The sequence below is a fragment of the Cyanobium sp. Candia 9D4 genome, from assembly GCF_024346155.1.
GTDB classification, from domain to species: domain Bacteria; phylum Cyanobacteriota; class Cyanobacteriia; order PCC-6307; family Cyanobiaceae; genus Cyanobium; species Cyanobium minutissimum.
This window is the reverse complement of sequence record NZ_JAGQCK010000003.1, coordinates 106411-121067: the sequence shown is the minus strand read 5'-3', so window position 1 is coordinate 121067 and position 14657 is coordinate 106411. Positions and strand designations below refer to the sequence as shown.

Below are 14657 nucleotides of genomic sequence, written 5' to 3'. Positions count from 1 at the left end.
ACATTCCCCGGCTTTTGTAGCAACAACAACTGTTCAATGTGTTGAAGTCGTGATCCGGCGATTCCGCTCAGCCGGCATCCCCACGGCGCAACCGCAGCATCGGGGTCTCCCCTTCGAAGCCCTCGTCGTAGGCGGTGTCCTCCAGCTGGCCCTGCCAGCTAGGGGGCAGGGAGGCCAGCAGGGGCTCCACCCAGGGATGGACCCGGGGGCGCCGTTCGATCGTGTGGGCCGGGTAGAGGCGCACCTCCCGCCGGCTCACCCGCAGCAGTTCGGCCAGGGCGAGACGGTGCCAGTCCAGGTCGAAGTCGGGCTGTTCGCTGAGCCCGCCGTCGGCGATCGGTGCGTAGCAGAAGAGCAGGTGGCCGCAGAGCACCAGATCGAAGCTGGCCGCCTCGAAGGGAAGGGAAGGCAGCGCCGCCGCCCGGTAGGCCTCCGGGTGCTCCCGCCGGTCGGCCAGGAACGCCTCCAGGGCCTCCTTCTTTCCCTGGCGGAACCTGGACAGGTCGAAGTCCGGCCGCACCGAGGCACTGCGGGCCAGGCGTTCCATGGTGAAGGCGACGTCGTCGCGGCAGCGTTGCTCCAGATCCGCCATCGACAGGTCGTAGAGGGGGTCCGCCGCCACGCTCTCCACCCCGGCGGCCCTTGCCAGGGCGGTGAAGGAGCCGGGACCGCCGGGGCAGTCGAGGACCCGCTGGCCGCGCCAGGCCGCCAGATCGAGGTTGAAGAAGGCCAGGGCGTCAGCCCCGGTGCGTCCGAAGAACACCACCCTCGGCAGATCCATGGCTGGTCACCATCGCCCTGCAGACGCTAGCCGCTGGAAGGGATTGGGACCGCTGGACGCCGCTGGACCGGGGGCCGCTGACCATCCCCGGCTCAGGGCCCCGGAACGCGGCGCAGGCTCAGGGCGATGGCGCCGTCGGCGCGGCGCAGTTCAAGGGAATCGCCCTCCAGCCGCAGGCTGACGGCGGTGGGCAGGGCGGCCAGGAACTGCTGCTCCTGCTCCATCACCCCGGCGCCCGGACAGCGGCGGCGGGTCGCCACCGGGGTGCCGATGCGCAGGCGAGTGCCCTCCAGCCGCACCGGCGCGGTGAAGCGGTTGCAGCCCGCCGAGCCGGCCAGCTGGTTGCCCTTGAGGAGGCGAACCGACAGGGAGGTGCCCAGGATCGGACTCACCAGGGCCTGGCGGCCGTTGTTGAAGCCCGCCACACGCCAGCTGCTGCCCACCAGCTGCTGTGCCTGGGGCACCAGCACCAGCAGGGGCCGGCCGTCGGCGGCGAGCAGGCGCAGGCGCTCACCGCCGAGGCGGAAGCCCCGGCTGTTCCGAAGGGCCGTCTGGAAGGCCTCGGCCTGCTGCATCACCGCCGGCGGGCAGGCCATCTTGGTGCTCATGCCCCGGGGCGACACCTGCAGGGTGGTCCCCCGCACGCTGACGGGGGCGCCATAGCGGTTGCAGCCGTCGCTGCCGGCCACCCGGCCGTTCTCGAAGCGAAGCGTGAGGCTGGTGCCCCCCACAGGGGGGCGGTCCCCCAGCCGCTCCACCACCCAGGCGGTGTTCTCCAGCCGGGCGGCTGACGCAGTGGAAGCGAGGGCCGCGGTCAGGGGCGCCGCCGGCAGGAGTGCCAACGCCCAGACGCCGGCCACAAGGGCGGGGGGGCGGCGCTGCGCGTTCGCTTGCATCGTCATCACAGGGGGCTCAGGGTCCGAGGCGGGCGGCGATCCAGGCGCCGATGCCCCCTTTGACGGTATGGGGCGCCACGTCGCGGTCGAGCCACCAGAACGAGAGGGCCAGCACGTTCAGACCGATGACCAGGGCGTAGATCCGCCAGCCTTCCGGAAGCTTCATGACGTCGGCCTGCGATCGCGGGGACGATAGATCCGCCGGCGTCGGGCCCGCCGCTCACCCGTCGGGGCGCCGGGGCAGGACCCGGCCGGCGGCATCGCTGAGGGTGCGGGGCAGCCGGCTGGGGTCGATGCGCCGCAGGGTGCGCAGATCGACGCTGGTGTCCACGAGTCGGGGCGGGCTGCCGACCAGATCCAGCAGCGTGAGGGTCTGGAAGGGGTTGGTGGCCTGGCCCAGCAGCCGGCGGGGGCCGCTGCCCATGGCCCCGAGGTGGAACAGATCCAGCCGCCCCAGGCGGGCGGGGAAGTAGGCGTGCTGATGGCCGCTCACGTAGGCCTCCACCCCTTGGCGCTCCAGCAACTGCTGCAGGGCCGCCGGCTGGGCCAGCACCTCCCCCGGCCGGTCGCGGCCCTGGCTCACGGCCCGCAGCGGCAGGTGGCCCACCACCAGGCGCCGGCCGGCGGAGCGGGCGGCGGGGCCCGCCAGGACCCGCTCCGCCCAGCGCAGCTGCTCCGCTGGCACCGTTGCGCTGGAGGCGTCCCACACCAGCACGAACGCCTCCTTCTGGCGGATGGCGTAGTGGAAGGGAAAGTCGCCGCTGTCGACGAACGTCAGGCCCAGGGCGTCGCGGCGCGCCCGCCAGAAGCGGGAAGCCTCGCGGCGGTCGTCCTCGAAGAGGAAGCGGCCGCCGGAGCGGGCGCCGGAGGCGTCGTGGTTGCCCATCGCCGGGGCGAAGGGCAGGCCGGCTCGGCGCAGCGGGCCCAGAACGCTGCGGTCGAAGCCCGCCCACATGGCGGCCAGCCGCTGCCGCCCGAGCCCCGCCTTCTGGCCCGCCACCATGTCGCCGGCGCAGATCACCAGATCCGGTTGCAGCGAGGGGATCAGGGCCACGCCGCGGTGCACCTCGGCGATGTAGGTGGTGGAGCCGTAGGCGGCGTTGAGGTCGCTGATCAGCACCAGGCGGGTGCCACCGCGGGGCGGGGCCACCAGGCCGGAGGCGGCCAGGCCTTCGGCGAGGGCCCGGGCTGGCCGGTTTGCCTGCCAGAGCCCCGCCCCCAGGGCGAGGCCGGAGAGCGTGAGCACCTGGCGACGGCCCAGGGTCGGCGGCATGGCGGCAACGGAGCGATCCGATGCTCAGGATGGACCCTCAGCGGGCCAGGCGCCGGCAGCCGACGCCAGGGTCCCCGATGGCGCCCGTCCGGCCCGTGCCAGCAGACCGTGGGCAGCCGGCACGTAGTACAGGGCCAGGGCCGTGGCCCCCACCAGGCCGCCGGACACGGCGATCGCCAGCGGCGGCCAGAAACCTGAGGCATCGAGCATCAGGGGCAGGAAGCCGACCACGGTGGTGATCGTGGTGGCGAGCACATGGCGGGTGGCGTGCTCCACCACCGCGGCGGTGGCGGCCGGATCACCGCTGCGGGCCAGCGGATCGGTGCGGATGGCGGTGAGCACCACGATCGAGTCGTTCACCGCCAGCCCGATCAGCCCGAGGGTGCCGAGGATGGCGGTGAAGCCGAAGGGTGATCCGCTGAGCCTCAGGGCCAGGGCCGCCAGCCCCACCGACAGCAGCGCCACTGAGGCGATCAGGGCAGCCATCCGGAAGGAGCGGAAGGAGAGCACCAGGGTGGCGGTCATCAGGATCGCCAGCACCCCCACCGTGGAGAGCAGGTTGGCGACCGCCTCGCCGCGGGCATCGGCCTCGCCGCCGTAGGCCAGGCTCACCCCGGCCGGCAGCTGCCAGCCCTGCCGCTCCAGCTGGCGGCGCAAGTCCTGCAGCACCGATTCCGGCAGCGCCCCGGCCGCCAGGAAGGCCTGCACGGTGTTGATGCGCTGGCCGTCGCGCCGTTCGATCGCGGCCAGCTCCGGCTCGAGCCGCAGCCCGGCCAGGGCCCCCAGGGGAATGGGTGCACCGCTGCCGGGTGCCACCAGATCCAGGGAGGCCACCTGTGCCAGATCGCTGCGCTGGGCTTCGGCCACCCGCACCCGCACCGGCACCGTGGTGACCCCCTCCAGGATCGAGCCGCCGACGCTGCCCTCCAGGCCCCCCTGGAGCTGGCGGGCGATGGCGCGGTTGTCGAGGCCGCTGCGCCGGGCCTGCTCCTCGTCCACCGCCAGGGCCAGACGGGGCACGGCCTCGCTCAGGCTGGCGGCGGTGTGGGTCACGAGCTCGAGCTGGGCCAGGCGGCGGCGCAGCTCGTCGCCGGTGCGGCGCAGCTGCTCCAGATCGGCCCCCTCCAGCCGCAGCTCGATCGGCGCCTCGAAGGGGGGCCCCTGCTCCAGCTGCTTCACCAGGATCTGGGCCTCGGGGAACTCCCGATCCAGCGCCTGCTGGAGGGAGCGGATCGTGGGCCGCACCCCTTCGGCCCCCCGCAGCTGCACCAGGCCCTGGGCGTAGTGCGGCGCGTTCTCCTCGGAGGCGATCACGTTGTAGAAGAACGGCGGGGCGCTCTCGCCGAGAAACCAGTGCACGTCATCGACGTGGGCGTCCTGACGGATCCGCTGCCGCACCGCCATCGCCAGGGCCTCGGTGCGCTCCAGGGCGCTCTGCTGGGGCAGCCGCAGCTCGATCTGGAACTGGTCGCGGTTGGTGGGCGGGAAGAACTGCTGCTCGAGGCTGCCGAAGGCCAGAAACCCGAGCAGCGGCAGCAGCAGCGACAGGGCCACGCCCCGCCCGGGATGGCGCAGGGTCTGGAGCAGGGAGCGGCGGTAGGGGCGGTCGAGGAGGGCCGGGCTGATCCCCTGCTCCCACCAGCGCAAGCCCGGCCCCAGGGGCTGCCAGGGCTGCAGCCGGGCGGTGAGGGCCGGGATCACGGTGAGGGAGAGGAACAGGGAGCTGGCCAGGGCCAGGATCACGGTGAGCCCGATCGTGCCGATGAACTCCCCGGTGGCCCCCGGTGAGGTGGCGATGGGCACGAAGGCCAGCACGGTGGTGAGGGTAGAGGCCAGCAGCGGCACCAGCAGGTACTGCACGGAGCGACGCACCGCCGCCGAGGGGCTGTCGCCGGTGCGGAGCCGCTGCTGCACCTCATCCACCACCACGATGGCGTTGTCAATCAGCAGCCCGAGGGCGATCACCAGGCCGGTGGCCGACATCTGGTGCAGGGGCACCTCCAGCACCCGCATCCAGCCGAACACCATCAGGGCCGACAGGGGCAGGGCCGCCCCCACCACCAGGGCGGCCCGGCCGCCGAGCATCAGCACCGACACCGCCACCACCAGCAGCGAGCCGGTGATCAGGTTGCCGATCACGCCGTCGAGACGCTCCTGCACGTAGCGGCTCTGGTCGAGCACGGTGTGCAGCCCCAGGCCCGCGGGCAGGGTGGCTCGCACCGCGTCGAGCTGGGCGCGGGCCTGGCGGGCCCACAGGTCGACCCGGGAGCCGGAGGCCACCGTGGCCGACACCACCACGGCCGGTCGGCCCCCCACCAGGGCCAGGCGGGCGGCGGGCTGGCGCACCCCGCGGCTGACGGCGGCCACCTGTCCCAGGCGGGCGCCGGCCCCATCGGCGCCGGTCTGCAGGGGGATGGCGCGGATGCGCTCCAGGGAGTCGAGGGCGCCATCCACCTCCAGCAGCAGCTCGCTGCGGGGGCCCCGCACCTGGCCCGCGGCCTCCTTGGCGTCGCTGGCGGCGATCCGTTCGGCGAGCGCGCCCGGGGTGAGGCCGAGCCGGGCCAGCTCCCGGGCGCCGATCTCCACCCGGATCTCCTCCTCCGGTTCGCCGCTGAGCTCCACCCGGTCGGTGCCGGGGAGGGCGCGCAGGCGGCTGGCCAGGTCGTCGGCCAGCCGGGTCAGCAGGCCCAGGTTGGGGGGGGTGTCGAGCTCCCATGTGAGGCCGACGATCAGGGCGCTGGCGCCGATGTTGCCGTCGCGGAACTCCGGGTCGGTGGCCTCCGGCGGCAGGTCGGGGGTGGCGTCGTCGATCTTGCTGCGCACCTTGCCCCACACCGGCGCCACCTGGCGGATCGACTCCTTGAGGCTCACGGCGATCACCGAGGTGCCGGTGGAGGAGGTGGAGTCGAGATGGTCCACCTCCTCCAGCTCGAGCAGGGCCTCCTCGAGGGGTTCGGTGACGAGGGACTCGACCCGCTCCGGGGTGGCCCCCGGCAGGGCGGTCACCACCAGGGCGTTGCGCTGGGTGATCAGGGGGTCCTCCAGCCGCGGCAGGGTGAGCAGGGCCGACAGCCCCCAGACCACCACCAGCAGCAGGGTGAGCAGCTGCAGCTGGCGGTTGCGGTGAAAGATGTCGAACATCAGGGCGCCTCCGTCACCCGGACCCCGGGCACGACCCGGTGGGTGCCGGCGGCGATCACCCGGTCGCCCGGGCGCAGGGTGCCGCGCACGAGGGAGCGGTCGCCTTCGCTGTGCAACGGCTCCACCAGGCGCCGGACCACCTGGCGGCCCTGCTCCTGCGAGGGGCCGGCGGGGCCCATCACGTACACCGACCACAGCCCCCGTTCGGCGGCCACCAGGGCGGTGGTGGGCAGCCAGAAGCCGGCGCCCGTCTCGCTGCGCCGCAGGCTGAGGCGGGCCGTGGCCCCCACCGGCAGATCCTCGGCCGGCAGCCTCAGCACCACCGTGGCGGTGCGGCTGCCGGCATCGAGTTCCGGCAGCAGGGCGCTGACGGTGGCCTGCAGGCGGCGATCGCCGATGCGCACGGGATGGCGCTGCCCCGGCCGCAGGCCCCGGGCGGCGTCGGGGGGGACCCCCACCCGCAGCTCCAGGGGGGCGGACTCCACCAGGGTGATCAGCGCCTGGCCGCCGCTCACCACCACCCCCTCATCGAGCCGCCGCCGGCTCACCGTGCCGTCGAAGGGGGCCACCAGCACGCTGCGGGCCAGGTCGACATCGATCTGGCGCAGGCGGGCCTCGGCCTCCTCGACCTGGCCTTCGGCCTGGACCAGGCGGCTGCGCAGGGCGGCGCTGCCGTGGATCTGCTGGTCGAGGTCCTCGCGGGAGATCGCCCCCTGGGCATGGAGCTGCCGGCGGCGGTCGCGCTGCAGCTCCGCCAGGATCAGCTGCTGACGCACCTCCTCCACGGCGGCCGCCGCCACATCCCGCTGGGCCAGGGACTGCTGGCGCTGGGCCCGGAGCCGGCGGCGATCGAGGTGGGCCAACGGCTGGCCGGCCACCACCCGGTCCCCCTCCTCCACCAGCACCCGCTCGAGGGTGCCGGGCAGCTCGAAGCCGAGGCTGCTGCTGCGGCCGGCTACCACCTCACCGGTGTAGTCGCGGCTGGTGAGGAACTGGCTCACCGGCTGGGCGGTCACCACCGCCACCGGCAGGGGGCGGGCGGCGGGGGGGCGGGGACGCCGGGACAACGCCACGACGGCGACGGCGAGTCCGGCGCCGGCCGCGGCGATCGCGAGGGGCGGACCCCAGGCGGCGGGCCGGCCCCAGCGGATCCGCCGCAGGGCGCTGGCCAGCGCTGACGGCGTCGCCGGTGGCGTCGCAGTGGCGGAATCCATGGGGGGAGGGCGGCGGCGGGACCCAAGTTGTTATGCAACAGATTGGGTATGCGCCAAAGTGTATGCACAACTTGTTGGGCAGGCCAACCGGACCCGGCGATGGCTGGGTCAGGATCAACTCCCGCGCCGACGTGACGTCCCCTCCCTGCCATGGCCCTGGCGCACACGATCCTCACGGTGCTCTGCGAGAAGGACGCCAGCGGCTACGACATCAGCAAGCAGTTCGAGGAGACGATGGCCTGCTACTGGACCGCCAGCCAGCAGCAGATCTACCGGGAGCTGGCCCGGATCGAGGCCAACGGCTGGGTCCGCTGCCAGGTGGTGCCCCAGCAGGGCAAGCCGGACCGCAAGGTGTATGCCATCACCGAGGCGGGCCGGGAGGAACTGCGCCACTGGGCCGCCGAGCCCGCCCAGCCCACCCCCATCCGCGAGGACCTGCTGGTGAAGGTGCTGGGCGGCCCCTACACCGACCCGGCCCAGCTGCTGGCGGAGGTGCGCCGCCGCCGCGCCGTCCACGCCGGCCAGCTCGCCTCCTACCAGGAGAAGGAGGCCCTGGTCCGCTGCCATCCGGCGCTGCCGCTGCAGGAGCAGTACCGCTACCTCACCCTGCGGCGGGGCATCCTGTTCGAGCAGGAGTGGATCCGCTGGTGCGATGAGGTGATCGCCTTCCTGGAGGGGCAGCCACCGCCAGCGGAGCCGTAGGGGTGCTCAGGGGCCGGCGGGCTCGAGGACGCGGTGGGAGGGAACCTGATCGAAGGCCATGAGGCGGCGCTCCACGGCAGGCCCATTCGCCTGCAACCAGGCCGCCATGGCGTCCCCCGTCTTCGGGCCATAAATGCGGTGGCTGACGATCACGGCGGTGCCACGGCCGTCCGCCAGGCGCCAGCGGGCGAAGACGGCCTCGCTGAACGTCCGGGTGGGGAAGAGGGCCACAACCAGGTGCTCGGCAGCTCGCTCGGCGGTGCGGGGAATCGAGGCCGTGCGCAGCACCGTGGCCCCGTGGCGCCGGTAGTTGCCGAGGGCCCGGTTGGCCATCTCGGCCAGCCCATCCCCATCGCTCACCCCGGGGTAGGTGTTGATGGTGACCATGTCCGTCCAGCGGCTGAGGTCGTCCTGCCCCGCCGGGGTGAACTCGTGCTGGTGCTGGGACGACCAGCGCAGCCGGTAGGTCTGACCGGCAAAGGTGAGCGTCAGAGGGGTGGCCGGCGGGCCGGCTGCCGCGGGCGTGGCCATCGCTCCACCCAGCGCAACAGCCACCAGCAGCGGGGCGGCCCAGCGACGCAGGCCATGGGGGCTGGGCATGGCACGTCGCAACCAGGGGCAGGGTAGGAAGCTCACCGGGGACGGCAGGCGCCAGGGCGCGTAGCGTTGCCGCTTGCTGAGCGAGCCAGTGTGGATGGTCGCTGGTTCGCCCCACAGGGACGACGGGTCCTGGGAGCCCTCCTGGCGGGTTGCCTGGGCGGAGCGGGCCCCGTTCAGGCCGGGACCGCTGACGGGGCCCCGCCGACGGTCTCACCCCAGGCGGCCGGCATCCTGCGGATCGTTCGTCAGCGGATGGCCGACGACCACCTGAGGGCGGTGATCGTGCGCGTCACGATCGACGGCAAGGAGGTGGTCACCGAGGCAATGGGCGAGTCGATGACGGGCGTGCCCGCCACGGAGGACATGCACGTCCGCAACGGTGCGATCGCCATCTCCTATGTGGCGACGCTGCTGCTGCAGCTGGTCGACGAGAATAGGGTGAGCCTCGATGACAAGCTCGCGAGGTGGCTCCCGGAGATTCCGAACGCGGAGAGGGTCACGCTCGGCCAGCTCGCCCGGATGACCTCCGGCTACCGCGACTACGTGATCGGCAACGCCGCGTTCGAGAAGACGCTGCTCGAGAACCCGTTCCGCCAGTTCTCCGTGCAGGAGCTGCTCGCCTACGCGGACCTGAAGACGCTCTGGTACGAGCCCGGCACGAGCTGGAACTACGCCCACACGAACTACCTCCTGCTGGGCCTGGCGCTGGAGCGGATCACGGGCCAGACGATGCCGGTGCTGATGCAGGAGCGGATCCTCGGGCCCCTGAAGCTCCGCAACACCCGGGACCCCGGCGGCACCCCCGTGATCGCGCCGCCAGTGCTGCACGCCTTCTCGTCGGAACGGCGCCAAGGCCTCGGCATCCCGGCGGGCACGCGCTTCTACGAGGAGTCGACCTACTGGAATCCGTCGTGGACGATCACCCGCGGGGCGGTGCAGTTCACCACCATCCACGACATGGCCACCTCCGCCGAGGCGATCGGCACGGGACGGCTGCTGTCGCCCCAGAGCCACCGGCTGCAGATCGCTCCGACGCTGCGGGGCTTCGGCCGGCCGATCGAGGGCTGTGCCACCTGCGCCACCCTGGGCGACTTCTACACCTACGGGATCGGGATCGTCCTCTCGGGCCCCTGGCTGCTGCAGAACCCGCTGTTCTCCGGGCAGGCCGGGGTGATGGCCTACCTGCCCTCCCGGAAGATCGCGGTGGCGGTGGCGGTCACCTTCGACGAAGGGGCCTTTGATGCCAACGGGGACTACTGCAATGCCGCCGATGACATCTTCCGCGCGATCGGCGCCTATCTGGCGCCGCAGGACGCCCCGCCCGTCAGGGCCCCTGCCAGAGAAAGGTGTTGAAGGAGCGGTCGCCCAGCTGGCTCCGGTACCTGAGGGTGTTCTCGCTCGAAAGACTCACCACGGCGCCGAGCCGGTCGGCCAGCTTGAGGCACGGCTGGAACTGTTTGGCGCTGTAGCACTGCACATCGAGCTGGTTGCAGCCCGCCGTGGGCACCAGGCTGGCCTGGAACGGCTGGATGCTGCAGAAGATGGGCTTGGGGTACAGCCGACGCAGCAGGTAGAAGTCCTCCAGGGAGTAGTGGGCAAAGAAGTGGTCGTCCACCTGGATCCCGTCGCCGTGGCGGGCTTCGGCCACCAGCTCGTCGATCCGCAACCCCCGGTACTGGGGGGACTGGACCCACACCACGGGCATCAGGCCCTGGCGGCGGGCCGCCTGGGCCGCCTCTCGCTGCATCGTCTCCGACACCTTGCGGACGTCGAGGAACACCACCTTGAAGTCGCTGCCACGGATGTCGGCCATCACACTGTCCAGCGACTGCCGGGAGGCGTAGTACCAGATCTGGGGCTGGGACAGCCAGGTGCCGTTGGGTGCCGCCTGCCCCGCTGCCGCACCCAGCACCAGGGCGGCGGCCAGGCCCATGGGCGTGGCGGTGGCCAGGGAGCGACCCCCCGCAAGGCCCGGTCGTTTCCTGCAGCGCAGACGCATGACACTGCCTGGGGTGTGTTTAGTGTGCCCGGCACTGGCCCGCGCCAGCTCGACCCCCCCGGGCGCCATGCCGTCATCCCTTCCCCACCAGACCAGCGTGCTCGTGGTGGGAGCCGGTCCCACCGGCCTTCTGCTGGCAGGGGAGCTGCAGCGCCGCGGCGTTCCCAACCTGCTGATCGACGCCCGGGCCGAGGCCCTGCACTGGGACCGGGCCACGGTGATCCACCCCCTCTCGCTGGAGATCTTCGAGGCGCTGGGGCTGGTGGACCGGTTTCTCGAGGCCGGCTGCCGGCAGCGGCGGATCCTCATCCACGCCGATGGCCAGCGGCTGGGGGAACTGGATCTGGCCGACTGCGGCAGCCGCTACGGCTTCAACCTCGGCCTCTCCGAAGAGGTGACCGAAACCATCCTCACGGACCATCTCGAGAGCCAGGGCGGCGCGGTGCAGCGCTCCTGCCGGCTGGTGGCTCTGGAGGCCCATGGGGACGGGGTGACCGCCACGGTGGCCTGCGGTGAGCAGGAGCACGCCGTGCAGGCCCGCTGGGTGGTGGGCTGCGACGGCCTGCGCAGCACCACCCGTGCGCTGAGCGGCCTCGACTTTGTGGGCCATGGCATCAGCCGCCCCTGGGCCGTGTTCGATGCGGCGGTGGAGGGCTGGATCGACAGTCACGAGGTCAACGCGGCCTATCTGGACGCCTCGCCCCTGATCCTCACGGCCCTGCCCGAGGAGCGCTGGCGGGTGTACCTGCGGCCCGAAGCCGAGGAGGGGGACCTGGTGGCCGAGGCCGCCGCCGTGCTGCAGCGCTACCTGCCGCAGGCCCGCTTTGCCGGGGTGGAGAACCCCAGCCGCTTCCATTGCCACAGCCGGGTGGCCAGCGCCTTCCGCGCCGGGCCGGTGTTCCTGGCCGGCGATGCCGCCCACGTCTGCTCCCCGGCCGAGGGGCATGGCATGAACTGCGGGCTGCACGATGCCGCCAACCTGGCCTGGAAGCTGGCCCTGGTGCACCACGGCGCCGCTGACCCCGCCCTGCTGGACAGCTACGAGCAGGAGCGCCGTCCGGTGGCGCAGGCGATCTGCCGTTCCGGCGATGCCACCGAGCAGGCCCATGGGCTGCAGGAGCCCGCGGAGCGCGCCGCCCGCGACCGGGCGATCGCCGCCATGCTCGCCAATCCGGTGGCCCGCCAGCAGGAGGTGGTGGCGGAAACCGAGATGAACGTCAGCTACGCCGGCTCGGCGATCACCCTCGGCGGCGGGGAGGGCCAGCCCTTTGGTGCCGAACAGCGGTTGTCCACCACGATCGCGCTGCCGCCCGGGGCCAGCGCGGATCGGCTGCACGCGCTTACCCACCGCTGCGGCCACACGCTGTTGCTGCTGGCCGGCCCCGAAGCGCCCCCCCAGGCCCACGCCGGCCTGCAGGCCGAGCTGGAGGCCGAGCGGGCCGCCGGCTCGCTGCCGCCGGCGCTGGTGGAGGCGGTGGTGCCCGTGCGGTTGGAGGAGCCGTCCAGCCTGGGCCTGGGCCCCCTCACCCTGCTGGCGGTGCGGCCGGATGGCTTCATCGGCCTGAGGGCCGACACCGATCACCGCAGCGCGGTGCGGCGGTATGGGGGGCTGGTGTTGGGCCGCTGAGGCGGGGACCTGGTGCTTGTTCATGGTGATCAACATCAGGTCCGTCAAGGCCTCAGTTCAAGTTGACGCGATCCGGTTCAGAGACGATCGAGAAACTCGCTCACATCCACCTTCGCCTGCCTCAGCAGGCCAGCCAGAGTGACGATCTTGACTGATTTGTGAAGAGGAACGACGCAGCCGCGGCTGCCGCAACGCATCACCACATGGCTGCCGTTCTGGCGAACGGCCTCAAATCCCAGGAGCTCCAGTGTGCGAATGATGTCCCGACCGGAAACGTGCGGGAGCTTAGGCATGCGCCGGAACGCTGAAAAGGGTCACCAGAGGGTGGCCCTTGATCACGGCGGGGAACTCCTCCAGATAGAGCGCGGTGGCTTCGCGCAGGTTGGCGAGGGCTTCCTCGATGGATTCCCCCTCCGTTGTGGTGCCCGTTTCAGGGTTGAAGGCCACATACCCGCCTTCCTCTGCAGGTGTGAGTACGGCGGTGAGTTCCATCGGCCCAGGTGCAGTGATCCCAGTCTGGCGGCCCCTGGCCCTTGCGGCCCCCATACCGCCAGTGGATCGCCCTCGGCCTCTCCACTTCATGGCTCGCGTCGCCCGCGAAGACACGTGGCAAAGCCGCACCCGCTACTGCGTAACCGGCGTGATGGCCGCAGCGTCGCCACTGATGGCGACAGCCTCGCCAGGATGGTGACCTCAGCGACAGAGATTCGTGCAGACAGCCGTGCCGACAGCAGCGCCCACCACCGTGCCGACCACCACCTTCGCGGCGTTCGCCCAGCGGGCCGACTACTCGCTGCTGGATGGATTGCGGCCGGATCCCCAGGCCACAGCGGATGGCCAGGATCACCGACCCCGCCAGGTGTTCTCCGGCCATTTCGTGCCGGTGACACCCACCCCGCTGCCGGAGCCGGAGCTCGTGGCGCACAGCCACACCCTCTTCGCCGAGCTGGGCCTCGGCGATGGGCTGGCCCACGACGAAGCGTTCCGCCGACTGTTCTCCGGCGACATCACGGCGGCGCAGGAGCCGATGCGGCCCTATGGCTGGGCCACCGGTTATGCCCTCTCGATCTACGGCAGCGAATACATCCAGCAGTGCCCGTTCGGCACCGGCAACGGCTACGGCGATGGCCGGGCCATTTCCGTGTTCGAAGGCGTTCTCAATGGCCGGCGCTGGGAGATGCAACTCAAGGGCGGCGGCCCGACGCCCTACTGCCGCGGCGCCGATGGCCGCGCCGTACTGCGCTCCAGCGTGCGCGAGTTTCTGGCGCAGGAGTTGATGCACGCCCTGGGGGTGCCCACCTCCCGCTCGCTGACGCTCTATGTGTCCCGATCGGAAACCGTGCGCCGGCCCTGGTATTCGGCGAACTCCCGCTCGTTCGATCCCGACATCCTGGTGGACAATCCGGCGGCGATCACCACCCGGGTAGCCCCGTCCTTCCTGCGGGTCGGCCAGCTGGAGCTGTTCGCCCGCCGCGCCCGCAGCGGTGCCCATCCGGAGGCGCTGAACGAACTGCGGATGATCGTGGCGCACCTGATCGAGCGCAACTACCGGCAGGAGATCGATCCTGCGCTGGAGTTCAGCGACCAGGTGGTGGAACTGGCGGGGTTGTTCCGCGGACGGCTCACGTCCCTGGTGGCGAACTGGATGCGGGTGGGCTACTGCCAGGGCAATTTCAACAGCGACAACTGCGCCGCCGGCGGCTACACCCTCGACTACGGCCCCTTCGGCTTCTGCGAGCTGTTCGACCCCCGCTTCCAGCCCTGGACCGGCGGCGGCCAGCATTTCTCCTTCTTCAACCAACCGGTGGCCGCTGAAGCCAACTTCCAGATGTTCTGGGCCTCCCTGCGGCCCCTGCTCGAGGGCAACACCGAGGCGCTGGCAAGGCTGGATGGGATCCGCGACGGCTTTGCAGAAGCGATGGGCCAGGCGCTCGACGCGATGTGGGCCAGCAAGCTCGGCCTGATCACCCACGACGCCGAGCTGGTGCAGGAGCTGCTGCAGCTGATGGTGGCCTCCAAGGCCGACTACACGATCTTCTTCCGCAGGCTGTCGGAGATCCCCGAGCAGGTTTCGGCCCTGCAGGAGAGCTTCTACCTGCCCTGCTCAGAGGAGCTCGATGGGCAGTGGACGCAGTGGCTGCAGCGCTGGCGGCATCAGGTGACGAGCAGCGGAGACCCCCGCGAGACAGCCGCCGCAATGCAACGCGTCAACCCGGCCATCACCTGGCGTGAGTGGCTGATCGCCCCGGCCTATGAACAGGCGGCGCAGGGTGATTACGGCCTGGTCAGGGAGCTGCAGGAGGTGTTCCGCCATCCCTACGACGCGCTGCCGGCGGAGCTGGCGGCGACCTATGACCGTCTGAAGCCCAGGGAGTTCTTCAACGCCGGTGGGGTGTCCCACTACAGCTGTTCGTCCTGAATGGG

General features: G+C 71.8%; 14 protein-coding genes. 4 read left to right on the top strand and 10 right to left on the bottom strand.

From position 1 onward, the window contains the following. Positions 1–67: 67 nt before the first annotated feature. The 6 genes from KBZ08_RS08850 to KBZ08_RS08825 form a co-directional block, all read right to left on the bottom strand. The gene (locus KBZ08_RS08850; protein ID WP_254972466.1) at positions 68–781 is read right to left on the bottom strand and encodes a hypothetical protein; all 714 of its coding nucleotides are present in this window, start codon (positions 779–781) and stop codon (positions 68–70) included. A 92-nt stretch (positions 782–873) separates the two neighbouring features. After that, positions 874–1683: an META domain-containing protein gene (locus tag KBZ08_RS08845; RefSeq protein WP_254972465.1), complete on the bottom strand. Its 810-nt coding sequence runs from the start codon at positions 1681–1683 to the stop codon at positions 874–876. A gap of 10 nt (positions 1684–1693) precedes the next feature. Then, on the bottom strand, positions 1694–1843 hold the full coding sequence (locus KBZ08_RS08840; protein WP_181280145.1) for a hypothetical protein: 150 nt from the start codon (positions 1841–1843) through the stop codon (positions 1694–1696). 54 nt (positions 1844–1897) lie between these two features. Continuing rightward, on the bottom strand, positions 1898–2950 hold the full coding sequence (locus KBZ08_RS08835; RefSeq protein ID WP_254972464.1) for a metallophosphoesterase: 1053 nt from the start codon (positions 2948–2950) through the stop codon (positions 1898–1900). 24 nt (positions 2951–2974) lie between these two features. Beyond that, the gene (locus KBZ08_RS08830) at positions 2975–6091 is read right to left on the bottom strand and encodes an efflux RND transporter permease subunit (RefSeq protein ID WP_254972463.1); all 3117 of its coding nucleotides are present in this window, start codon (positions 6089–6091) and stop codon (positions 2975–2977) included. Beyond that, positions 6091–7305 (bottom strand): efflux RND transporter periplasmic adaptor subunit, encoded by a 1215-nt coding sequence (locus KBZ08_RS08825; RefSeq protein ID WP_254972462.1) that lies wholly within the window; start codon positions 7303–7305, stop codon positions 6091–6093. The genes KBZ08_RS08830 and KBZ08_RS08825 overlap by 1 nt, the downstream gene beginning before the upstream one ends. Before the next feature lie 150 nt (positions 7306–7455). On the opposite strand from KBZ08_RS08825, the gene KBZ08_RS08820 reads away from it, so the two are divergent. After that, complete coding sequence (locus KBZ08_RS08820; protein ID WP_106221716.1) at positions 7456–8007, top strand: PadR family transcriptional regulator; 552 nt, start codon at positions 7456–7458, stop codon at positions 8005–8007. Between the two features lie 6 nt (positions 8008–8013). Here KBZ08_RS08820 and KBZ08_RS08815 read toward each other — a convergent pair whose 3' ends face one another. After that, complete coding sequence (locus KBZ08_RS08815) at positions 8014–8607, bottom strand: hypothetical protein (RefSeq protein WP_254972461.1); 594 nt, start codon at positions 8605–8607, stop codon at positions 8014–8016. Between the two features lie 90 nt (positions 8608–8697). Between KBZ08_RS08815 and KBZ08_RS08810 the strand changes: the two genes are divergently transcribed. Next, complete coding sequence (locus tag KBZ08_RS08810) at positions 8698–9960, top strand: serine hydrolase (protein WP_254972747.1); 1263 nt, start codon at positions 8698–8700, stop codon at positions 9958–9960. On the opposite strand, the gene KBZ08_RS08805 is transcribed toward KBZ08_RS08810, so the two are convergent. Continuing rightward, positions 9932–10540 (bottom strand): hypothetical protein, encoded by a 609-nt coding sequence (locus KBZ08_RS08805; protein WP_254972460.1) that lies wholly within the window; start codon positions 10538–10540, stop codon positions 9932–9934. The two genes, KBZ08_RS08810 and KBZ08_RS08805, sit on opposite strands and share 29 nt — an antisense overlap. A 133-nt stretch (positions 10541–10673) precedes the next feature. Between KBZ08_RS08805 and KBZ08_RS08800 the strand changes: the two genes are divergently transcribed. Next, a complete protein-coding gene (locus KBZ08_RS08800; RefSeq protein WP_254972459.1) occupies positions 10674–12233 on the top strand; it encodes an FAD-dependent monooxygenase in 1560 nt (519 codons plus the stop codon). Between the two features lie 77 nt (positions 12234–12310). Here the strand turns inward: KBZ08_RS08800 and KBZ08_RS08795 are convergent, their stop codons facing one another. Together KBZ08_RS08795 and KBZ08_RS08790 are read right to left on the bottom strand one after the other, a co-directional pair. Continuing rightward, positions 12311–12526 (bottom strand): type II toxin-antitoxin system HicA family toxin, encoded by a 216-nt coding sequence (locus tag KBZ08_RS08795; RefSeq protein WP_254972458.1) that lies wholly within the window; start codon positions 12524–12526, stop codon positions 12311–12313. Next, complete coding sequence (locus tag KBZ08_RS08790) at positions 12519–12725, bottom strand: type II toxin-antitoxin system HicB family antitoxin (RefSeq protein WP_254972457.1); 207 nt, start codon at positions 12723–12725, stop codon at positions 12519–12521. The genes KBZ08_RS08795 and KBZ08_RS08790 overlap by 8 nt, the downstream gene beginning before the upstream one ends. Positions 12726–12954: 229 nt before the next feature. Between KBZ08_RS08790 and KBZ08_RS08785 the strand changes: the two genes are divergently transcribed. Then, positions 12955–14652, top strand: a complete 1698-nt coding sequence (locus KBZ08_RS08785; protein ID WP_254972456.1) for a YdiU family protein — start codon at positions 12955–12957, stop codon at positions 14650–14652. Positions 14653–14657: the final 5 nt, after the last annotated feature.

What these genes read in the sequence shown, in the direction of transcription:
- KBZ08_RS08825 (WP_254972462.1), bottom strand. Translation starts at nt 7,305, where the DNA reads ATGGATTCCGCCACTGCGACGCCACCGGCGACGCCGTCAGCGCTGGCC.
- KBZ08_RS08845 (WP_254972465.1), bottom strand. Translation starts at nt 1,683, where the DNA reads ATGACGATGCAAGCGAACGCGCAGCGCCGCCCCCCCGCCCTTGTGGCC.
- KBZ08_RS08815 (WP_254972461.1), bottom strand. Translation starts at nt 8,607, where the DNA reads ATGCCCAGCCCCCATGGCCTGCGTCGCTGGGCCGCCCCGCTGCTGGTG.
- KBZ08_RS08790 (WP_254972457.1), bottom strand. Translation starts at nt 12,725, where the DNA reads ATGGAACTCACCGCCGTACTCACACCTGCAGAGGAAGGCGGGTATGTG.
- KBZ08_RS08840 (WP_181280145.1), bottom strand. Translation starts at nt 1,843, where the DNA reads ATGAAGCTTCCGGAAGGCTGGCGGATCTACGCCCTGGTCATCGGTCTG.
- KBZ08_RS08820 (WP_106221716.1), top strand. Translation starts at nt 7,456, where the DNA reads ATGGCCCTGGCGCACACGATCCTCACGGTGCTCTGCGAGAAGGACGCC.
- KBZ08_RS08800 (WP_254972459.1), top strand. Translation starts at nt 10,674, where the DNA reads ATGCCGTCATCCCTTCCCCACCAGACCAGCGTGCTCGTGGTGGGAGCC.
- KBZ08_RS08795 (WP_254972458.1), bottom strand. Translation starts at nt 12,526, where the DNA reads ATGCCTAAGCTCCCGCACGTTTCCGGTCGGGACATCATTCGCACACTG.
- KBZ08_RS08805 (WP_254972460.1), bottom strand. Translation starts at nt 10,540, where the DNA reads ATGGGCCTGGCCGCCGCCCTGGTGCTGGGTGCGGCAGCGGGGCAGGCG.
- KBZ08_RS08835 (WP_254972464.1), bottom strand. Translation starts at nt 2,950, where the DNA reads ATGCCGCCGACCCTGGGCCGTCGCCAGGTGCTCACGCTCTCCGGCCTC.
- KBZ08_RS08850 (WP_254972466.1), bottom strand. Translation starts at nt 781, where the DNA reads ATGGATCTGCCGAGGGTGGTGTTCTTCGGACGCACCGGGGCTGACGCC.
- KBZ08_RS08830 (WP_254972463.1), bottom strand. Translation starts at nt 6,091, where the DNA reads ATGTTCGACATCTTTCACCGCAACCGCCAGCTGCAGCTGCTCACCCTG.